18 protein-coding genes are annotated in these 16,938 nt (G+C 67.4%); 17 read left to right on the top strand and 1 reads right to left on the bottom strand.

From position 1 onward, the window contains the following. The first annotated feature begins 6 nt into the window (after window positions 1–6). Together HV766_RS00295 and HV766_RS00290 are read left to right on the top strand one after the other, a co-directional pair. Window positions 7–1,473, top strand: a complete 1,467-nt coding sequence (locus HV766_RS00295) for a glutamate synthase subunit beta (RefSeq protein ID WP_175161963.1) — start codon at window positions 7–9, stop codon at window positions 1,471–1,473. Window positions 1,474–1,667: 194 nt separating this feature from the next. Next, entirely contained in the window at window positions 1,668–2,306 is a 639-nt protein-coding gene (locus HV766_RS00290) for an OmpW/AlkL family protein (RefSeq protein WP_054455471.1), read from the top strand. 34 nt (window positions 2,307–2,340) lie between these two features. Here HV766_RS00290 and HV766_RS00285 read toward each other — a convergent pair whose 3' ends face one another. Beyond that, window positions 2,341–3,213, bottom strand: coding sequence for a LysR family transcriptional regulator (locus HV766_RS00285; protein ID WP_054455473.1), 873 nt, complete (start codon window positions 3,211–3,213; stop codon window positions 2,341–2,343). Between the two features lie 65 nt (window positions 3,214–3,278). Here HV766_RS00285 and HV766_RS00280 point away from each other — a divergent pair, with 65 nt between their 5' ends. The 15 genes from HV766_RS00280 (at window position 3,279) to hisC (ending at window position 16,938) form a co-directional block, all read left to right on the top strand. Further along, window positions 3,279–4,502: a YbfB/YjiJ family MFS transporter gene (locus tag HV766_RS00280; RefSeq protein WP_119449863.1), complete on the top strand. Its 1,224-nt coding sequence runs from the start codon at window positions 3,279–3,281 to the stop codon at window positions 4,500–4,502. Between the two features lie 25 nt (window positions 4,503–4,527). Beyond that, window positions 4,528–5,505: a Bug family tripartite tricarboxylate transporter substrate binding protein gene (locus tag HV766_RS00275; protein ID WP_054455477.1), complete on the top strand. Its 978-nt coding sequence runs from the start codon at window positions 4,528–4,530 to the stop codon at window positions 5,503–5,505. Between the two features lie 18 nt (window positions 5,506–5,523). Then, window positions 5,524–6,585, top strand: coding sequence for an NAD(P)H-dependent flavin oxidoreductase (locus HV766_RS00270; RefSeq protein ID WP_054455479.1), 1,062 nt, complete (start codon window positions 5,524–5,526; stop codon window positions 6,583–6,585). 242 nt (window positions 6,586–6,827) lie between these two features. After that, entirely contained in the window at window positions 6,828–7,664 is an 837-nt protein-coding gene (locus HV766_RS00265; RefSeq protein WP_175180350.1) for an ABC transporter ATP-binding protein, read from the top strand. After that, entirely contained in the window at window positions 7,661–8,449 is a 789-nt protein-coding gene (gene mlaE, locus HV766_RS00260; protein ID WP_054455483.1) for a lipid asymmetry maintenance ABC transporter permease subunit MlaE, read from the top strand. The genes HV766_RS00265 and mlaE overlap by 4 nt, the downstream gene beginning before the upstream one ends. Window positions 8,450–8,461: 12 nt before the next feature. Then, window positions 8,462–8,959, top strand: coding sequence for an outer membrane lipid asymmetry maintenance protein MlaD (gene mlaD / locus HV766_RS00255; RefSeq protein WP_054455485.1), 498 nt, complete (start codon window positions 8,462–8,464; stop codon window positions 8,957–8,959). 81 nt (window positions 8,960–9,040) lie between these two features. After that, window positions 9,041–9,847, top strand: coding sequence for an MlaA family lipoprotein (locus HV766_RS00250; protein WP_054455487.1), 807 nt, complete (start codon window positions 9,041–9,043; stop codon window positions 9,845–9,847). Window positions 9,848–9,884: 37 nt separating this feature from the next. Next, complete coding sequence (locus tag HV766_RS00245) at window positions 9,885–10,514, top strand: MlaC/ttg2D family ABC transporter substrate-binding protein (protein WP_175180349.1); 630 nt, start codon at window positions 9,885–9,887, stop codon at window positions 10,512–10,514. A 169-nt stretch (window positions 10,515–10,683) separates the two neighbouring features. Then, the gene (locus HV766_RS00240; protein WP_054455490.1) at window positions 10,684–11,496 is read left to right on the top strand and encodes an ABC transporter ATP-binding protein; all 813 of its coding nucleotides are present in this window, start codon (window positions 10,684–10,686) and stop codon (window positions 11,494–11,496) included. Further along, complete coding sequence (locus tag HV766_RS00235) at window positions 11,493–12,305, top strand: ABC transporter permease (protein ID WP_042795704.1); 813 nt, start codon at window positions 11,493–11,495, stop codon at window positions 12,303–12,305. Before HV766_RS00240 ends, HV766_RS00235 begins: the two co-directional genes overlap by 4 nt. Before the next feature lie 5 nt (window positions 12,306–12,310). Beyond that, the gene (locus HV766_RS00230) at window positions 12,311–12,556 is read left to right on the top strand and encodes a BolA family protein (protein WP_013390953.1); all 246 of its coding nucleotides are present in this window, start codon (window positions 12,311–12,313) and stop codon (window positions 12,554–12,556) included. Beyond that, window positions 12,556–13,821, top strand: coding sequence for a UDP-N-acetylglucosamine 1-carboxyvinyltransferase (gene murA / locus HV766_RS00225; protein ID WP_054455494.1), 1,266 nt, complete (start codon window positions 12,556–12,558; stop codon window positions 13,819–13,821). Before HV766_RS00230 ends, murA begins: the two co-directional genes overlap by 1 nt. Beyond that, window positions 13,818–14,495: an ATP phosphoribosyltransferase gene (gene hisG, locus HV766_RS00220; protein WP_054455497.1), complete on the top strand. Its 678-nt coding sequence runs from the start codon at window positions 13,818–13,820 to the stop codon at window positions 14,493–14,495. Before murA ends, hisG begins: the two co-directional genes overlap by 4 nt. Before the next feature lie 53 nt (window positions 14,496–14,548). Next, a complete protein-coding gene (gene hisD / locus HV766_RS00215) occupies window positions 14,549–15,853 on the top strand; it encodes a histidinol dehydrogenase (protein ID WP_054455499.1) in 1,305 nt (434 codons plus the stop codon). Continuing rightward, the gene (hisC, locus tag HV766_RS00210) at window positions 15,850–16,938 is read left to right on the top strand and encodes a histidinol-phosphate transaminase (protein WP_175180348.1); all 1,089 of its coding nucleotides are present in this window, start codon (window positions 15,850–15,852) and stop codon (window positions 16,936–16,938) included. The genes hisD and hisC overlap by 4 nt, the downstream gene beginning before the upstream one ends.

The following is a 16,938-nucleotide window of genomic DNA, read 5'->3' as shown; positions in this document are numbered from 1 at the left end:
GATACCATGGGAAAGATTACCGGCTTTATGGAATTTCAGCGTCTGCAGGAGGCCTCCGAGGCCCCGCAGAAGCGGCTGAAGAACTGGCGCGAATTCGTGCTGCACCTGAGCGACGATCAGGCCAAGCAGCAGGCGGCGCGCTGCATGGACTGCGGCATCCCGTTCTGCAACAACGGCTGCCCGGTCAACAACATCATCCCGGACTGGAATGACCTGGTGTACCGGCAGGACTGGAAGCGCGCGCTGGACGTGCTGCACTCCACCAACAACTTCCCCGAGTTCACCGGCCGCATCTGCCCGGCGCCGTGCGAAGCTGCCTGTACCTTGAACATCAACAGCGACGCTGTCGGCATCAAGTCCATCGAACACGCCATCATCGACAAGGGCTGGGCCGAAGGCTGGGTGTCGCCGCAGGTGCCGGCGCGCAAGACCGGCAAGAAGGTTGCCGTGGTGGGCTCCGGCCCCGCGGGCATGGCATGCGCGCAGCAGCTGGCCCGCGCCGGCCACTCGGTGACGCTGTTCGAAAAGAGCGACCGCATCGGCGGCCTGCTGCGCTACGGCATCCCCGACTTCAAGCTGGAAAAGCACCAGATCGACCGCCGCATCTCGCAGATGGAAGCCGAGGGCGTGGAATTCGCGCCGTCGACTTACATCGGCAATCCCAGCGACCCCGTGGCCGACGGCCTGACGGTGCGCACGCCGGAATCGCTGCTGGCCGAGTTCGACGCGGTGGTGATGAGCGGCGGTTCGGAAACCCCGCGCGACCTGCCGGTGCCCGGCCGCGAGCTGTCGGGCGTGTACTTCGCCATGGACTTCCTGCGCCAGCAGAACAAGGCGGTGGCGGGCGACCGGCTCACCAACCAGACGCTGGCCAAGGGCAAGCACGTGGTGGTGATCGGCGGCGGCGACACGGGTTCCGACTGCGTCGGCACCAGCAACCGCCATGGCGCGGCCTCGGTCACGCAGTTCGAGCTGATGCCCCAGCCGCCGGAAAGCGAGAACAAGACCATGACGTGGCCGTACTGGCCGCTGAAGATGCGCACCTCGTCCTCGCACGAAGAAGGCTGCGAACGCGACTGGTCCGTGACCACCAAGCTGCTCCAGGGCAGCAATGGCAAGGTCGAAAAGCTGATCGGCGCACGCGTCGAATGGTTCAAGGACGACGCCACCGGCCAGATGAAGATGCGCGAAGTCGAAGGCTCTGAATTCGAGATCAAGGCCGACCTGGTGCTGCTGGCCATGGGCTTCGTGTCGCCCGTGCAGACGGTGCTGGACGCCTTCGGCGTGGACCGCGATGCCCGCGGCAACGTACGCGCCAATACCGACGACTACCGCACCAACGTCGAGAAGGTCTTCACGGCCGGCGACATGCGCCGCGGCCAGTCCCTGGTGGTCTGGGCCATCCGCGAAGGCCGCCAGTGCGCGCGCTCGGTGGACGCCTACCTCATGGGCAGCAGCGAACTGCCGCGCTGATCGCCACGATCAGGCCGGGCCGGATCGCCGCCGAGCGCATTGCGCCGGCGGCGATTTTTTTTCCCGCGCCCCCGCCTGTTGCAACATAACCACTTTTCGATTGCGGTCTTTTCACGATTTGACACACATCAAGCGGGCCGGCCGCCAGGTTTGAGAACCTGTCGTCTCACCCAATGGAAAGATCGGAGAAGAGAATGTTTTCGCTGAACGGCCGTATCCGCGCCACCGCCATCGCCGGCCTGATCGCCGCTGGCACGCTCGCCGCCCCCGCGCATGCCCACGAAGCGGGCGACGTGCTGTTCAAGGTCGGCGTGACGCAGGTCCGCCCCTCGTCCAACAATGGCACCGTGCTCAACGGCAGCGTCGGACTCGACGTCAACAACAACGTACGCCCGAGCTTCACGCTGACCTACATGGCCACGCGCAACATCGGTATCGAACTGCTGGGCGCCTGGCCCTTCCAGCATGACGTCAGCGGCAGCGGCCTGGGCAAGATCGGCTCGACCAAGCAATTGCCGCCGACGCTCAGCCTGCAATGGCACATCCTGCCCGACAGCATGATCCAGCCGTACATCGGCGTGGGCATCAACTACACCCACTTCTTCGACACCAAGGCGGAAGGCGCGCTGAAGGGTTCGGACCTGAAGCTGGGCGATTCCTGGGGCGTGGCCGCTCAACTGGGCGCTGACTTCAAGATCAACGAGCGCTGGTTCATGAACGCAGACATCCGCTACATCGACATCCGTTCCAAGGTGAAGCTGGACGGCCAGCACATCGGCACCGCGCGCATCGATCCGTGGGTCGCGACGATCGGCGTCGGCTACCGCTTCTAAAGGCAAAAGGGCCGCGCGCCAGGCGCGGCCTTCCTCAGCCTTGCGGCGCCTCCAGCTTGTGCCGCAGGGCCTGCAACGCCGGCGTGTCGTCGTCGGCGCGCCAGACCAGCTGGGTCAGGGCCCGGCCATGCGAGCCGGACAGGGCGCCGATGCGCACCGTGTGCTCCGCCCCCAGCACCGCCAACACCGAACGCGGCACAATCGCCACGCCCGAGCCCGCCGCCACGCAGGCGACGATGGCGTGGTACGAGGCGAACTCCATCACCTTGCCGGGCGCGATACCTTCCTGGTTGAGCCAGGATTCCAGGATGCGCCGGTATGAGCATCCCGACGCGAAGGCAATCACGCTGCGGTCGCCCAGGTCCTTGGGACTGTCGATCGGATCCCAGGCCAGCGGCGAGATCAACGCCAGTTCTTCCTTGAACGCGTCCATCGTGGCCAGGCCATCGCCCGGAAAGGGCTGCGCCACGAACGCGGCCTCGATTTCGTAGTTGCGCACCTTGGCCGCCAGCGCGGCCGACGTGCCGGTCACCAGTTCGATCCGCACCTGCGGCCAGGCCGCGTGATAGGCCGCCAGGATCGGCGGCAGGCGCGCGGCCGCCGTGCTTTCCATGGTGCCGATGCGCAGCACGCCCTGCGGCGAGCCGTCGCGTACCGCGGCCTGGGCTTCGTCCGCCAGGCGCAGCAGCCGGTCGGCGTAGGACAGCAGCACCCGCCCCTGGTCAGACAGCACCAGCCGGCGGTTCTGCCGCCGGAACAGCGGCGCCTCCAGCGAGGCCTCCAGCTGCTTCAGGCGCGTCGACACGTTGGACTGCACGCGGTTCAGATGGGCAGCGGCGCGCGCCACGCCGCCCTGGTCGGCAACCGCCTTGAAGATCTGCAGCGCATCCAGGTCCAAGTTTCTCATTTTGAGAACTCACTATCTTAATAATTCACTATTAATGATATTAGTACAGCCGTAGAGTAAGGGCCATGTCAACGCCCAATTACCCTTCCTCGTCACGCAGCGCTGCCGCCCTGGCATGGCCGGCGGCGCTGGCCCTGGCCGCCGCCATGGGGATAGGCCGGTTCGCCTTCACGCCGGTCTGGCCCCTGATGGCCCAGGAAACCGGCCTGTCGCTATCCCAGGGCAGCTGGCTGGCTTCGGCCAACTACGCGGGGTATCTGCTGGGCGCGCTGGCTGCGGTCGCCTGGCCCATCCGCCGGCTGCGGGGCACGCTGGCGGCCAGCCTGCTGGCAGTGGCCCTGCTGACGCTGGCCATGCCTGTCTGGCATGGCATGGCGGTCTGGTGCGCGCTGCGACTGGCCGCCGGCTACGCCAGCGCCAGCGCCTTCATCTGCGTGGCGGCGTGGCGGGCGGTGCCCGCGGGCGATCCGCGCGAGGCGGGCGCGTCCGCAGTGACCTACGCCGGCGTGGGCGCGGGCATTGCGCTGACGGGGCTGGCCTGCCTGGCGCTGGCAGCCTGGGACGCGCGCGCCGACACGGTCTGGTTCGCGCTGGGGGCGCTGGCGCTGGCCCTGTCCGCGATCGCCTGGCCGGGGTTGCGCCGCCAGGCGGCGCCAATGCCAGCGCAATCAGCCAGCGCCGCCGCACCCGCCGCCCGGCTGCCACGCGACATCCCCGCGCTGGCGCTGCACTATGGCGCGTTCGGCGTGGGCTACATCATTCCGGCCACCTTCCTGCCGGCGATGGCGAAGGAAATCATTCCCGACCCGGCCATCTTCGGCTGGGCCTGGCCCCTGTTCGGCATGGCCGCAGCGGTGTCCTGCCTGCTGGTGCCCCGCCTGGCACGGGGCCGCGACAGCGTGCAAGTCTGGCGCGCCGCCCAGGCGCTCATGGCGCTGGGCATGCTGGCCGTGGCGCTATGGCACCACATCGCCGCCGTGATCGTGGCCGCGGTGCTGGTGGGCGGCACCTTCATGGTGATTACGCAGGCGGGAATGCTGGCCGCCAGGCGTTCGGCCGGCGCCGCCGCGCCGCGCGCGGCGGCCCTCATGACCGCGGCTTTCGCCGCCGGCCAGATCCTGGGACCGCTGTTGGCGTCCTGGGCGGCGCATTGGGGCGCCGGGCTGCCGCAAGTGCTGGCGGCCAGCGCGGCACTGTTGGCGTTGTCCGCATGGCGTTTGGGAAAGATCACGACAGATGACGTGGCCGCTGGGCATAATGCGATCGGCCCGCGGGCCCGTTCACATTAAAAAAACAAAACCAGGAGTCATCTGTATGAAAGCATTGCGTCCCCTTATTGCCGCCCTGGCAGCCACCGCCGCCTTCAGCGGCGCCGCCCAGGCCCAGACCGCCGACTGGCCGGCCAAGCCCATCACCATGATCGTGCCCTACGCGCCGGGCGGCTTCGCCGACACCCGCGTACGCCTTTTGGCGCGCAAGCTGGGCGACACGCTGGGCCAGCCCATCGTGGTCGAGAACAAGGCAGGCGCCGGCGGCGTGGTCGGCACCAACCTGATCGCGCGCGCGGCGCCGGACGGCTACACCATCGGCACCGGCAATCTGGCGCCCATGGCGGTCAACCCGACGCTGATGAAGGACATGCCCTACGATCCGCAAAAGGATCTGGCCCCGATCATCCTGATCGAAAACAGCCCGCTGGTGCTGAGCGTGAACAACGAACTGCCGGTGAAGACGCTGGCGGACCTGATCGCGCTGGCCAAGAAGCAGCCCGGCAAGCTGTCCTTCGGCTCGTCCGGCGTGGGCGGCGCGCACCACCTGTCCGGCGAAATGTTCCGCGAACAGGCCAAGATCGACATCGTTCACGTCCCGTACAAGGGCGGCAGCCTGGCCGCGACGGACCTCATGGGCGGCCATATCTCGATGATGTTCGAAATGGGCTATTCCGCGTTGCCCGCGATCCAGGGCGCCAAGATCCACCCCATCGCGGTCACGTCCGCCAAGCGCCTGGCCGTGCTGCCCGACGTGCCCACCATGGCCGAATCCGGCCTGCCGGGCTTCGAGTCCTACAACTGGCAGGGCATCGTCGCCCCCGCCGGCACGCCCGCGCCCATCATCGCCAAGCTCAACGCCGAGTTCAACCGCATCCTGAAGGAACCGGACGTGCAGAAGGCCATCGCCGACACCGGCAGCCAGGCGGGCGGCGGCACGCCCGAGGAATTCGGCGCCTTCATCAAGAGCGAAACCGAGAAGTGGGCCCACGTCATCAAGGCTGGGAACATCCAGCTTCAGTAACCTTCCAGGAGTAATTCCATGGCTACCCGTCTGATTGATCTGCTCAAGCTGCACCATCCCATCGTCCAGGCCCCCATGGCCGGCGGCGCCACGACGGTGGAGCTGGTTTCCGAAGCATCGAAGGCGGGAGTCCTGGGTTCGCTCGGGGCGGCCTATATGAGTCCCGAGCAGATCGAGGCGGCGGCGCGCGACATCCGTGCGCGCACGCCGCTGCCGTTCGCCATCAATCTGTTCGCGTCGGTGCCGGAAGAACCCATGCGCGGCGACGCCAGTCGCATGCTGGCGCTGATGGCGCGCTACCACCAGCAGCTGGGCCTGCCGGCGCCCGCCGCGCCCGGCCCGCAAGCCGATCCGCTGCCGCAGCAGATCGAAGCCATCCTGCGGGTGCGTCCGGCCGTCTTCAGCTTCACCTTCGGCCGCATGCCGGCCGCGGCCATCGCGCGCTGCCGCGAACTGGGCATTCTGACCGTGGGCACCGCGACCACCGTGCGCGAAGCGGTGGCCCTTGAAGCGGACGGCGTGGACGCCATCGTGGCGCAAGGCGCCGAGGCCGGCGGCCACCGCGGCACCTTCCTGGACGGTTTCGAGGAATCGCTGATCGGCACCATGGCGCTGGTGCCCCAGGTGGTCGACGCAGTCTCTGTCCCTGTTATTGCATCTGGCGGCATCATGGACGGCCGCGGTATCGCCGCCGCCTTGGCCCTGGGCGCCGATCTGGCACAAATGGGGACGGCTTTCTTGACGACCGAGGAATCCGGCATCAATGAAGCCTACAAGGCGCTGCTGCCCGCCTCCCGGGCGGAACAGTCGCGGGTGACCCGTGCGTTTTCGGGCCGGCCCGCCCGCGGCATCGAAAACGCCTTCATGCGCGAGGCCGACGCGATTGCGGCCGACATCCTGCCTTACCCCCTGCAGAACGCGTTGACGCGCCCCATGCGCACGGCGGGCGGCAAGGCCGGCAACACCGACATGCTGTCCCTGTGGGCCGGCCAGGGCGCGCCGCTCGCGCGGCGCGAGACCACCGCCGACCTGGTCGCGCGGCTGGCCCGGGAGACCGCGGCGGCGCAGGCGCGCCGCTGAGCATATTGTTCCCTGAACCGAAAACACTGTTCCACGCGCGGGCTCTCGCGTTGTGATTACAAAGCGTCGGGCTACAATGGCGCCTCGCCGCCGGGAGCCCAGGCCCGACCTCGCCCCCGGCATATGAGTAACAGGGCGCTTCCCGACGCCGCCTGTCTTCGCCGCGCCGGCCATGAATTTTGCCGGTCGCATCGACCGGACAGCAGGGCAAGCTCCGCCGCCGAAACACCCTTTCGTTGCCCATGCCCGCTCAAACCAGCAAGACCCCGGAATTCGCCCTGCGCCTGGAAGGTGTAGCGCTAGGCTATGGTGATTTCACCGTCTTGCGCGACATTTCCATGGACGTGCTCGCCGGCCAGGTGGTCGCCATCATGGGCGGCTCGGGTTCGGGCAAGACCACGCTGTTGCGCGCGGCCACCGGCCAGCTCACCGCGCAGCGGGGCCGGGTGCTGGCCTTCGGCCAGGACATGGCCCACGTCAGCCGCACCGAACTGCAATCGCTGCGCACGCGCATGGGCGTCCTATTTCAGCAGGGCGCGCTTTTCACTGACCTGAACGTTTTCGAGAACGTGGCCTTCCCGCTGCGCGAACACACCAAACTGGCGGAGCCCGAAGTCACCGAGCGCGTGCTGGACAAGCTCGACGCCGTCGGCCTGCGCGCAGCCGCGCACCTGAAAGTGGCGGAAATCTCCGGCGGCATGGCCCGGCGCGTGGCGCTGGCCCGCGCCGTCGTGCTGGAACCCGAACTCATTCTGTATGACGAGCCGTTTGCGGGGCTGGACCCGATCTCGCTGGGCATTACCGCCCGCCTGATCCGCAACCTGGCCGACCGCCTCGGCTGCGCCTCGGTGCTGATCACGCACGACGTGCATGAATCGTTTGCCATCGCGGACCAGGTGTACCTGGTCGGCCAGGGCAAGCTTGCCGCGGCCGGCACCCCCGAAATGCTGTCGGCCTCGCAAGACCCCTACGTGCAACAGTTCCTCAAAGGGGAGCCCGACGGCCCCGTCGCGTTCCAATATCCCGAGACGCCCGCTTTCAAGAAGTGGCTTTCGCAACAGGAGGGCCGCCGCGCATGAGCGGATCCAACAACGCCATCGGCGCGCTGGGCGGCTGGGTGCGCAACCGCGTTTCCGGCATCGGCTACTTCACCCGGTTCTTCGGCGCCATGCTCGCTCGCAGCGGCATTGCGCTGTCGCGTCCGCGGCTGGTGTCGCAGCAGGTCCATTTCATCGGCAACTACTCGCTGCTCATCATTGCCGTTTCCGGCATGTTCGTGGGCTTCGTGCTGGGGCTGCAAGGCTATTACACGCTGAACCGCTACGGCTCTGAAGAAGCGCTGGGCTTGCTGGTGGCCCTGTCGCTGGTGCGGGAACTGGGACCCGTGGTCACGGCGCTGCTGTTCGCGGGCCGTGCGGGCACCTCTCTCACGGCCGAAATCGGCCTGATGAAAGCCGGCGAGCAACTCGCGGCCATGGAAGTCATGGCCGTCGACCCCATCCGCCGCGTGCTGGTGCCGCGTCTGTGGGGCGGCATCATCGCCATGCCCATCCTGGCGGCGGTGTTCTCCATGGTGGGCATCCTGGGCGGCTGGGTCGTGGGCGTGCTGCTGATCGGCGTGGACGCCGGCGCGTTCTGGTCGCAGATGCAAAACGGCGTCGACGTCTGGAAAGACGTGGCCAATGGCGTCATCAAGAGCCTGGTCTTCGGCGTCACCGTGACGCTGGTCGCGCTCTATGAGGGCTGGCAAGCCAAGCCCACCCCCGAAGGCGTTGCCCGCGCGACCACGCGCACCGTGGTGGTGGGCTCCCTGGCGGTACTTGGGCTGGACTTCCTGCTCACCGCCTTGATGTTTGGAAATTGATACGGATCGATCATGTCTCGCGAAAAAACCGACTTCTGGGTAGGCCTGTTTGTATTGCTGGGCGCGGTCGCGCTGGCGTTCCTGGCGTTGCGCGCCGGCAACTTGAGCACCTTTTCTTTCGCCCCGACCTATACGCTGACGGCCAACTTCGATAACGTAGGCGGCCTCAAGGTGCGCGCGCCCGTCAAGAGCGCGGGGGTCGTCGTGGGCCGGGTTGCCGGCATCTCGTTCGATGACAAGACCTTCCAGGCGATCGTCTCGGTCAACCTGGAAACGGCCTATCAGTTCCCCAAGGACACTTCGGCGTCCATCCTGACGTCGGGCCTGCTGGGTGAACAATACCTGGGCCTGACCGCGGGCAGCGAAGAGGAAAACTTTGTCGACGGCGGCAAGATCCGCTACACGCAAAGCGCCGTGGTGCTTGAACAACTGATCAGCCAGTTCCTGTACGGGTCGGCCGAGAAGCAAGGCTCGAGCGCGCCGGAACCCGCCGCGAAAACGCCAAATTAAAGACAATGCGACAGACGCGGTAACAGCAGCGCGTCCAAGGTACGCAATATCATAAGAATCGTTGATAGGGATGCCCTGATCATGAATAAGAAAACCATTTGCAGGATTGCCACCGTTGCCGCCGCGGGCGCGCTGATGGCAGGCTGCGCCGCGCCGCAGAACCCGGATCCCCGCGATCCCTGGGAAGGCTTCAACCGGGGCGTCTACAAATTCAACGACACCGTCGACCGTGCCGTCTTCAAGCCGGTGGCGCAGGCCTACACCTTCGTCACGCCGCAGCCGGTGCGCAGCTGCGTGCACAACATCTTCAGCAACGTCGGTGACCTCTGGTCCGGCGCCAACAGCTTCCTGCAGGGCCGCGGCCACGACTTCGTCAACACGCTGGGCCGCTTCCTGTTCAACACCACCATGGGCGTGGGCGGCTGCTTCGACGTCGCCTCGGCCAACGGCGCGCGCCGCATCCCGAACGACTTCGGCACCACGCTGGGCGTGTGGGGCTTCAGCCAGGGTCCGTACCTGGTGCTGCCGTTCTTCGGCTCGTCGTCGGTACGCGACGGCGCTGGCCTGATCGGCGACTACGCGGGCACCACCTACGGCTACATGGGCGTCGATTCCATCGACAACGTGCGCCTGCGCAACTCGCTGTGGGGCCTGCGCGTGGTGGACACGCGCGCCAGCCTGCTGAGCGCCACCGACACCATCGACCGCGTCGCGCTCGATCCCTACAGCTTCGTGCGCGACGCCTATCTGCAGCGCCGCGCCGCCATGGTGCTGGGCCAGAAGGTGGACGACGAGTCCTCGCTGCCCAACTACGAAGACGACGAGGACGACGCCGCCCCCGCCGCGCAGCCGGCGGCTCAACCCGCGGCGCAACCTGCGGCCAAGTAAGCCGCGGGGTGCGCCCCAGTACAAGTAAGGAGTTTTGATGCGAGTTTCCTTTGTTTCCCTGCTGCAGCGTCTGGTTTTCACGGGCCTCGTGGCCCTGGGCCTGAGCGCCGGCGCGCAGGCCAAACCCGACCCCAACGGTTCTCCCGACCAGTTCGTGCTCGCCGCGGCCAACGAGGCCCTGGACGTGCTGAAGGCCGATGGCGCCGTCAAGGCGGGCAACACCGCCCGCATCAACCAGGTCGTCAACGAGCACATCCTGCCCTACGTCAACTTCCAGAAGACCACGCGCCTGGCCGCCGGCCGCTACTGGCGCCAGGCCAACGATGTGCAGAAAAAGGAACTGGCCGAGGCCTTCCGCGGCACGCTGGTGCGCACCTACAGCGGCGCGCTGACCCGCGTCACGTCCAGCACCACGGTGCGCGCACTGCCGTTCCGCGGCGACCCCAAAGCCGACGACGTGGTCGTGCGCACCCTGATCTCCCAGGGCAACGACCAGCCGGTGGGCGTCGACTACCGCCTGGAAAAGACGGGCCAAGGCTGGAAGATCTATGACATGAACGTCGAAGGCATCTGGCTCATCGAGAACTACCGCAACCAGTTCGCGCAGCAGATCAACCGCGACGGCATCGACGGCCTGATCAAGGCGTTGAACCAACGCAACCAATGATCGGCCTTGCGGCTGTCGCGGCCCGGCGCGCCCCAGTGGCCCGCCGGGCCGATTCTTTTAGGGACAGACCAGCCGGATACCCGGGGGAATGCCAGGGCTACCGGCCGGAACGGCAGCGACGCGCTTATATAATGATCAATTCGCTCTTTTCGGGCCATCTCCCGCCGTCATGTCCGCCGTCAGTCTAGAAAACGTCTCCAAGGTCTACTCCCCGCGCCAGCGCGGCTGGCAGAAGCTGCTCGGGCGCGCGCCCGCCGCCGGCTTCCAGGCGCTGGACAATGTCAGCCTGAATATCGAGCACGGCGAGTTCTTCGGCCTGCTCGGCCCCAATGGCGCCGGCAAGACCACGCTGATCTCGATCCTGGCCGGCTTGGCGCACGCCAGTTCGGGCCGCGCCACGGTCTGTGGATACGACGTCGTGGCCGACTACAAGTCGGCGCGGCGGGCTTTGGGCGTGGTGCCGCAAGAGCTGGTCTACGACCCGTTCTTCACGGTGCGCGAGACCCTGCGCATCCAGTCCGGCTATTTCGGCCTGCGCAAGAACGACGACTGGATCGACGAAATCCTGTTCAACCTGGGGCTGGCCGACAAGGCCAACTCCAATATGCGGGCGCTGTCCGGCGGCATGAAGCGCCGCGTGCTGGTGGCCCAGGCGCTGGTGCACCGCCCGCCCGTGATCGTGCTGGACGAACCCACCGCCGGCGTCGACGTGGACCTCCGGCGCACGCTGTGGGAATTCATTTCGCGCCTGAACAAGGCCGGCCACACCATCATGCTGACCACCCACTACCTGGAAGAAGCGGAAGCCCTGTGCGGCCGCATCGCCATGCTCAAGCGCGGCCGCATCGTGGCGCTGGACACCACCCAGGCCTTGATGGCCCGCGTCGGCGGGGTCGACCTGGAAGACGCCTTCGTGCGCATCATGCACGAAGGCGACGAGCAACCCGCGCCCGCCCTGCAACCCGAAGAGATCTCGTCATGACCCAGCCCGCCGCGACCGCCAGCCAGCCGCTGGTGCAGCCCCGCCTGGATGCGGGCTCCGGCTTCCCGACCTTGCTGCGCAAGGAATTGCTGCGCTTCTGGAAGGTCAGCTTCCAGACCATCGCCGCGCCCGTCATCACCGCGCTGCTGTACCTGCTGGTCTTCGCCCACGTGCTGGAAGGGCGCGTCATGGTGTATGGCAGCGTGCCCTACACGGCGTTCCTGATTCCCGGGCTCATGATGATGAGCATGCTGCAGAACGCCTTCGCCAATCCCTCGTCGTCGCTGATCCAGAGCCGCATCACGGGCAACCTGGTCTTCATGCTGCTGCCGCCGCTGTCGCACCGCGACATCTTCGCCGCCTATGTGCTGGCGGCGATCGTGCGCGGCCTCGCGGTCGGGCTGTGCGTGTGGGTGGTGGCGCTGTTCTTCGTGTCGCTGATTCCCGCCCACCCGCTGTGGCTGGCCGTCTTCGCCGTGCTGGCCTGCGGCATCATGGGCGTGCTGGGCCTGATCGCGGGCCTCTGGTCCGAAAAATTCGACCAGCTCGCGGCCTTCCAGAACTTCCTCATCATGCCGGCCACCTTCCTGTCCGGCGTGTTCTATTCCATCCACACGCTCCCCGCCTTCTGGCAGGGCGTGTCCCATTGGAACCCCATCTTCTACACCATCGACGGCTTCCGCTACGGATTCTTCTCGGTGTCGGACGTCTCCCCCTGGCGCAGCCTGGCGGTGGTGACGGGGGTGTTCCTCGCGCTATCGCTCTATGCGCTGCGGCTACTGGCCAGCGGCTACAAACTCAGGAACTGACGTCCATGCTTCCCACTCCCGCGCAAGTCCGCCAATACATCGCGGACGGCCTGCCCTGTGAACATCTCGACGTGCAAGGCGACGGCTCGCATTTCGACGCGGTCATCGTCAGCACTGCATTCGAAGGCAAGCGCCTGATCCAGCGCCACCAGCTGGTCTATGCCGCGCTCGGCGACCGCATGAAGGCCGAGATCCATGCGCTGTCCATGCGCACCCTGACTCCCGCCGAATACCAGCAAGCAGGCAAGTAATGGACAAGCTACGCATCACCGGAGGTTCGCGCCTGCAAGGCGAAATCTCCATCTCCGGCGCCAAGAACTCGGCCCTGCCCATCCTGTGCGCAGGCCTGCTGACCGCCGACGCGCTGACCCTCAGCAACGTGCCGCACCTGAACGACACGGCCACCATGCTGCGCCTGCTGGGCCGCATGGGCATGCGCGCCGAGCGTGACGCGGACGGCACGGTCACGCTGCAGGCCAACCAGGTCGACAAGCTGGAAGCTCCCTACGATCTGGTCAAGACCATGCGGGCCTCCATCCTGGTGCTGGGCCCGCTGCTGGCGCGCTTCGGCGAAGCCCGCGTCAGCCTGCCCGGCGGCTGCAGCATTGGCCAGCGCCCCGTGGACCAGCACATCAAGGGCCTGGCCGCGCTCGGCGCGGAAATCAGCATCGAACACGGCTTCGTGGTGGCGCGCGCCAAGCGCCTGAAGGGCGCCTCCGTGCGCACCGACATGGTCACCGTCACCGGCACCGAGAACCTGCTGATGGCCGCCGTGCTGGCCGAAGGCCGGACCGTGCTGGAAAACGCCGCCTGCGAACCGGAAGTGGTGGACCTGGCCGAACTGCTCATCAAGATGGGCGCTCGCATCCAGGGCCACGGCACCAGCCGCATCGTGATCGACGGCGTCGAGCGCCTGCATGGCGCCGAACACCGCGTCATCTCCGACCGCATCGAAGCCGGCACCTTCCTGTGCGCCGTCGGCGCGGCGGGCGGCGACATCGTCCTGCGCAATACCGACGCGGACATCCTCGGCGCCACGCTGGGCAAGCTGACCGAGGCCGGCCTCACCATCGAGACCGGCCCCGACTGGATCCGCTGCGCCATGTCCTCGCGCCCTCGCGCCGTGGGCTTTCGCACGCTGGAGTACCCCGGCTTCGCCACCGACATGCAGGCCCAGGTCATGGCGCTGAACGCCGTGGCCGAAGGCACCTCGGTCGTCGTCGAGACCATCTTCGAAAACCGCTACATGCACGTGCAGGAACTGCGCCGCATGGGCGCGGACATCGACATCGACGGCCACACCGCCATCGTGCGCGGCGTGCCGAAGCTGTCGGGCGCCACCGTCATGGCCACCGACCTGCGCGCCTCGGCCAGCCTGGTCATCGCCGGCCTCGCGGCCGAAGGCGAAACCCTGGTCGACCGCATCTACCACCTGGATCGCGGCTACGACCAGATGGAAGTCAAACTGCGCGCCCTGGGCGCGAACATCCAACGCGTCACCAAGGAACAGGCATGAACGATGCCACCGTCATCCCCCCCTTGACCCTGGCCCTGTCCAAAGGGCGCATCTTCGAAGAAACCATGCCGCTCTTGGCCGAGGCCGGCATCGAAGTCCCCGAGAATCCCGAAAGCTCGCGCAAGCTGATCCTGCCCACCAGCGACCCCGGCCTGCGCCTGATCATCGTGCGCGCCTCGGACGTGCCCACCTATGTGCAGTACGGCGCGGCCGACCTCGGCATCGCGGGCAAGGACGTGCTCATCGAGCACGCCAAGGAGCAGCCCGGCGGCCTGTATCAGCCGATCGACCTGAACATCGCCAAGTGCCGCCTGGCCGTGGCCGTGCGCAAGGGCTTCGACTACGAAGGCGCCGTCCACCAGGGCGCGCGTTTGCGCGTGGCCACCAAATACGTGCAGTCAGCCCGTGAACACTTCGCGGCCAAGGGTGTGTACGTGGACATCATCAAGCTGTATGGTTCGATGGAACTGGCGCCGCTGGTGGGACTGGCCGACTGCATCGTGGACCTGGTGTCCACCGGCGGCACCCTGCGCGCCAACGACCTGGTCGCGGTGGAAGACATCATGCCGATCTCCTCGCGCCTGATCGTCAACCAGGCCGCGCTGAAGACCCGCGGCGCCCGCCTGCAACCGCTGCTGGACGCCTTCGAAAGAGCCGCTGCCCGCAACGCCTGACCCTCGCCCGCCGCGACGCCGCGGCGGCCGTTACCTGCTTGCTCCATGACGCCATGGCCCTGATCAATCGTCTCGACTCCCGCGATCCCGGATTCAAATCCGCCCTGTCCACGCTGCTGGCCTTCGAAGCCACCGAGGACGAATCCATCGACCGCGCCGCGGCCGGCATCCTGGCCGACGTGCGCGCCCGCGGCGACGCCGCGCTGGTGGAATACACGCAGCGCTTTGACCGCATGCCCGGCGCATCGGCCCAGACGCTGGAGATCCCCAAGGCGGACTGGCAGGCGGCCCTGGCCGCGCTGCCCGCCGCTCAGCGCAACGCGCTGGAAGCCGCCGCCGACCGCGTGCGCAGCTACCACGAACGCCAGCGCGCCGAGACCTGGACCTACACGGATGCCGACGGCACCATGCTGGGCCAGCAGGTGACTCCGCTGGACCGCGTGGGCCTGTATGTGCCCGGCGGCAAGGCCGCCTATCCGTCCTCGGTGCTGATGAACGCCATTCCGGCCAAGGTCGCGGGCGTGCAGGAACTGGTCATGGTCACGCCCACGCCGGACGGCGTGCGCAATCCCATCGTGCTGGCCGCCGCGGCCATCGCCGGCGTGGACCGCGTCTTCGCCATCGGCGGCGCGCAGGCCGTGGGCGCGCTGGCCTACGGCACCGCCACCGTGCCGGCCGTGGACAAGATCGTCGGCCCGGGCAACGCCTACGTCGCCGCCGCCAAGCGCCGCGTGTTCGGCGTGGTCGGCATCGACATGATCGCCGGCCCCAGCGAAATCCTGGTCATCTGCGACGGCAAGACGCCGGCCGACTGGATCGCCATGGACCTGTTCTCCCAGGCCGAGCACGATGAACTGGCGCAATCCATCCTGCTGTGCCCGGACGCCGCCTTCATCGAAGAAGTGCAGGCCTCGATCGAACGCCTGTTGCCCACCATGCCGCGCGCCGACATCCTGCGCGTCAGCCTGGCCAACCGCGGCGCGCTGATCCTGGTCCAGGATCTCGAAGAAGCCTGCCGGATCGCCAACGACATCGCTCCCGAGCACCTCGAGATCTCCACCGAGAACCCCGAAAAATGGACCGCGCAGATCCGCCACGCAGGCGCCATCTTCATGGGCCGCTTCAGCTCCGAATCGCTGGGCGACTACTGCGCCGGTCCCAACCACGTGCTGCCGACCTCGCGCACTGCGCGCTTTTCCTCGCCGCTGGGCGTCTATGACTTCCAGAAGCGCTCCAGCCTGATCCAGGTTTCGCACCAGGGCGCCCAGAAGCTGGGCCGCATCGCCGCCGAACTGGCGCTGGGCGAGGGCCTGCAGGCGCATGCCGCCAGCGCCCAATACCGGATCGACCAGCCATGACCGTGCCGGGCCGCATCGCCGGCACCGTCCGGGCGGACATCCGCGAGCTGGCCGCCTATCCCGTGGCCCATGCCGAGGGCTGCATCAAGCTCGACGCCATGGAATGCCCCTACGAACTGCCCGAGGCGGTTCGCGACGACATCGCCCGCGCCGTGCGCGACACGCCGCTGAACCGTTACCCCGCGGCTGACCTGTCGGCGCTGCAAGCGGCCGTGAAAGCGGCCTTCGGCGTGCCGGATGGGGCAGACGTGCTGTTCGGCAACGGCTCGGACGAGCTCATCCACATCGTGGTGCAGGCCTGCTGCAATCCGGGTGACACGGTGCTGTCGCCCTGGCCGTCGTTCGTCTACTTCGACATGGCCGCGCGCTTCGACCACGCCCGCTTCGTCGGCGTGCCGCTGACGGCCGACCTGACCCTGGACTTGCCGGCCATGCTGGCCGCCATCCAGGAACACCAGCCCAAAGTGGTGTTCCTGGCCGTGCCCAATAACCCCACCGGCGGCCTCTGGTCCGATGAGGATGTAGCGGCCATCATCGCCTCCGCCCCCGGCCTGGTGGTGCTGGACGAGGCCTACCAGCCCTTCGCCGGCCACACCTGGATGCCGCAGGTGCTGGACGCGCCGAACGTGGTCGTCATGCGCACGGTGTCCAAGATCGGCCTGGCCGGCCTGCGCTTCGGCTACCTGGCCGGCCACCCAGCCTGGATCGCGGAACTGAACAAGGTCCGCCCGCCCTACAACCTGGACGTGCTGACCCAGGCCACGCTGTCGGCCGTGCTGCGCCACAAGCCGGTGCTGGACGAACAGGCCGCCCGCCTGCGCGCAGACCGCGAACCGCTGGCCGCCGCCCTGGCCCAACTGCCCGGGGTGCGGGTATTCCCTTCCGCCGGCAACTTCGTTCTTGCCCGCTTTTCCGGCAAGCTGGACGGCAACGCCGTGCATCTTGCCCTGAAAACGCGCAAAATATTGATTCGCAACTTCTCCAACGCCCATCCGCTGCTGGCCGACTGCCTGCGCATCTCGGTGGGCGCCCCGGCCGAAAACGCCGCCTTGCTATCCGCCCTGCAAGAGATTTTGAGTGCTTAA

Source organism: Achromobacter aegrifaciens, from assembly GCF_902859735.1.
GTDB classification, from domain to species: domain Bacteria; phylum Pseudomonadota; class Gammaproteobacteria; order Burkholderiales; family Burkholderiaceae_B; genus Achromobacter; species Achromobacter aegrifaciens.
The sequence above is the reverse complement of the archived record's forward strand: the minus strand, read 5'-3'. Positions and strand labels throughout refer to the sequence as shown.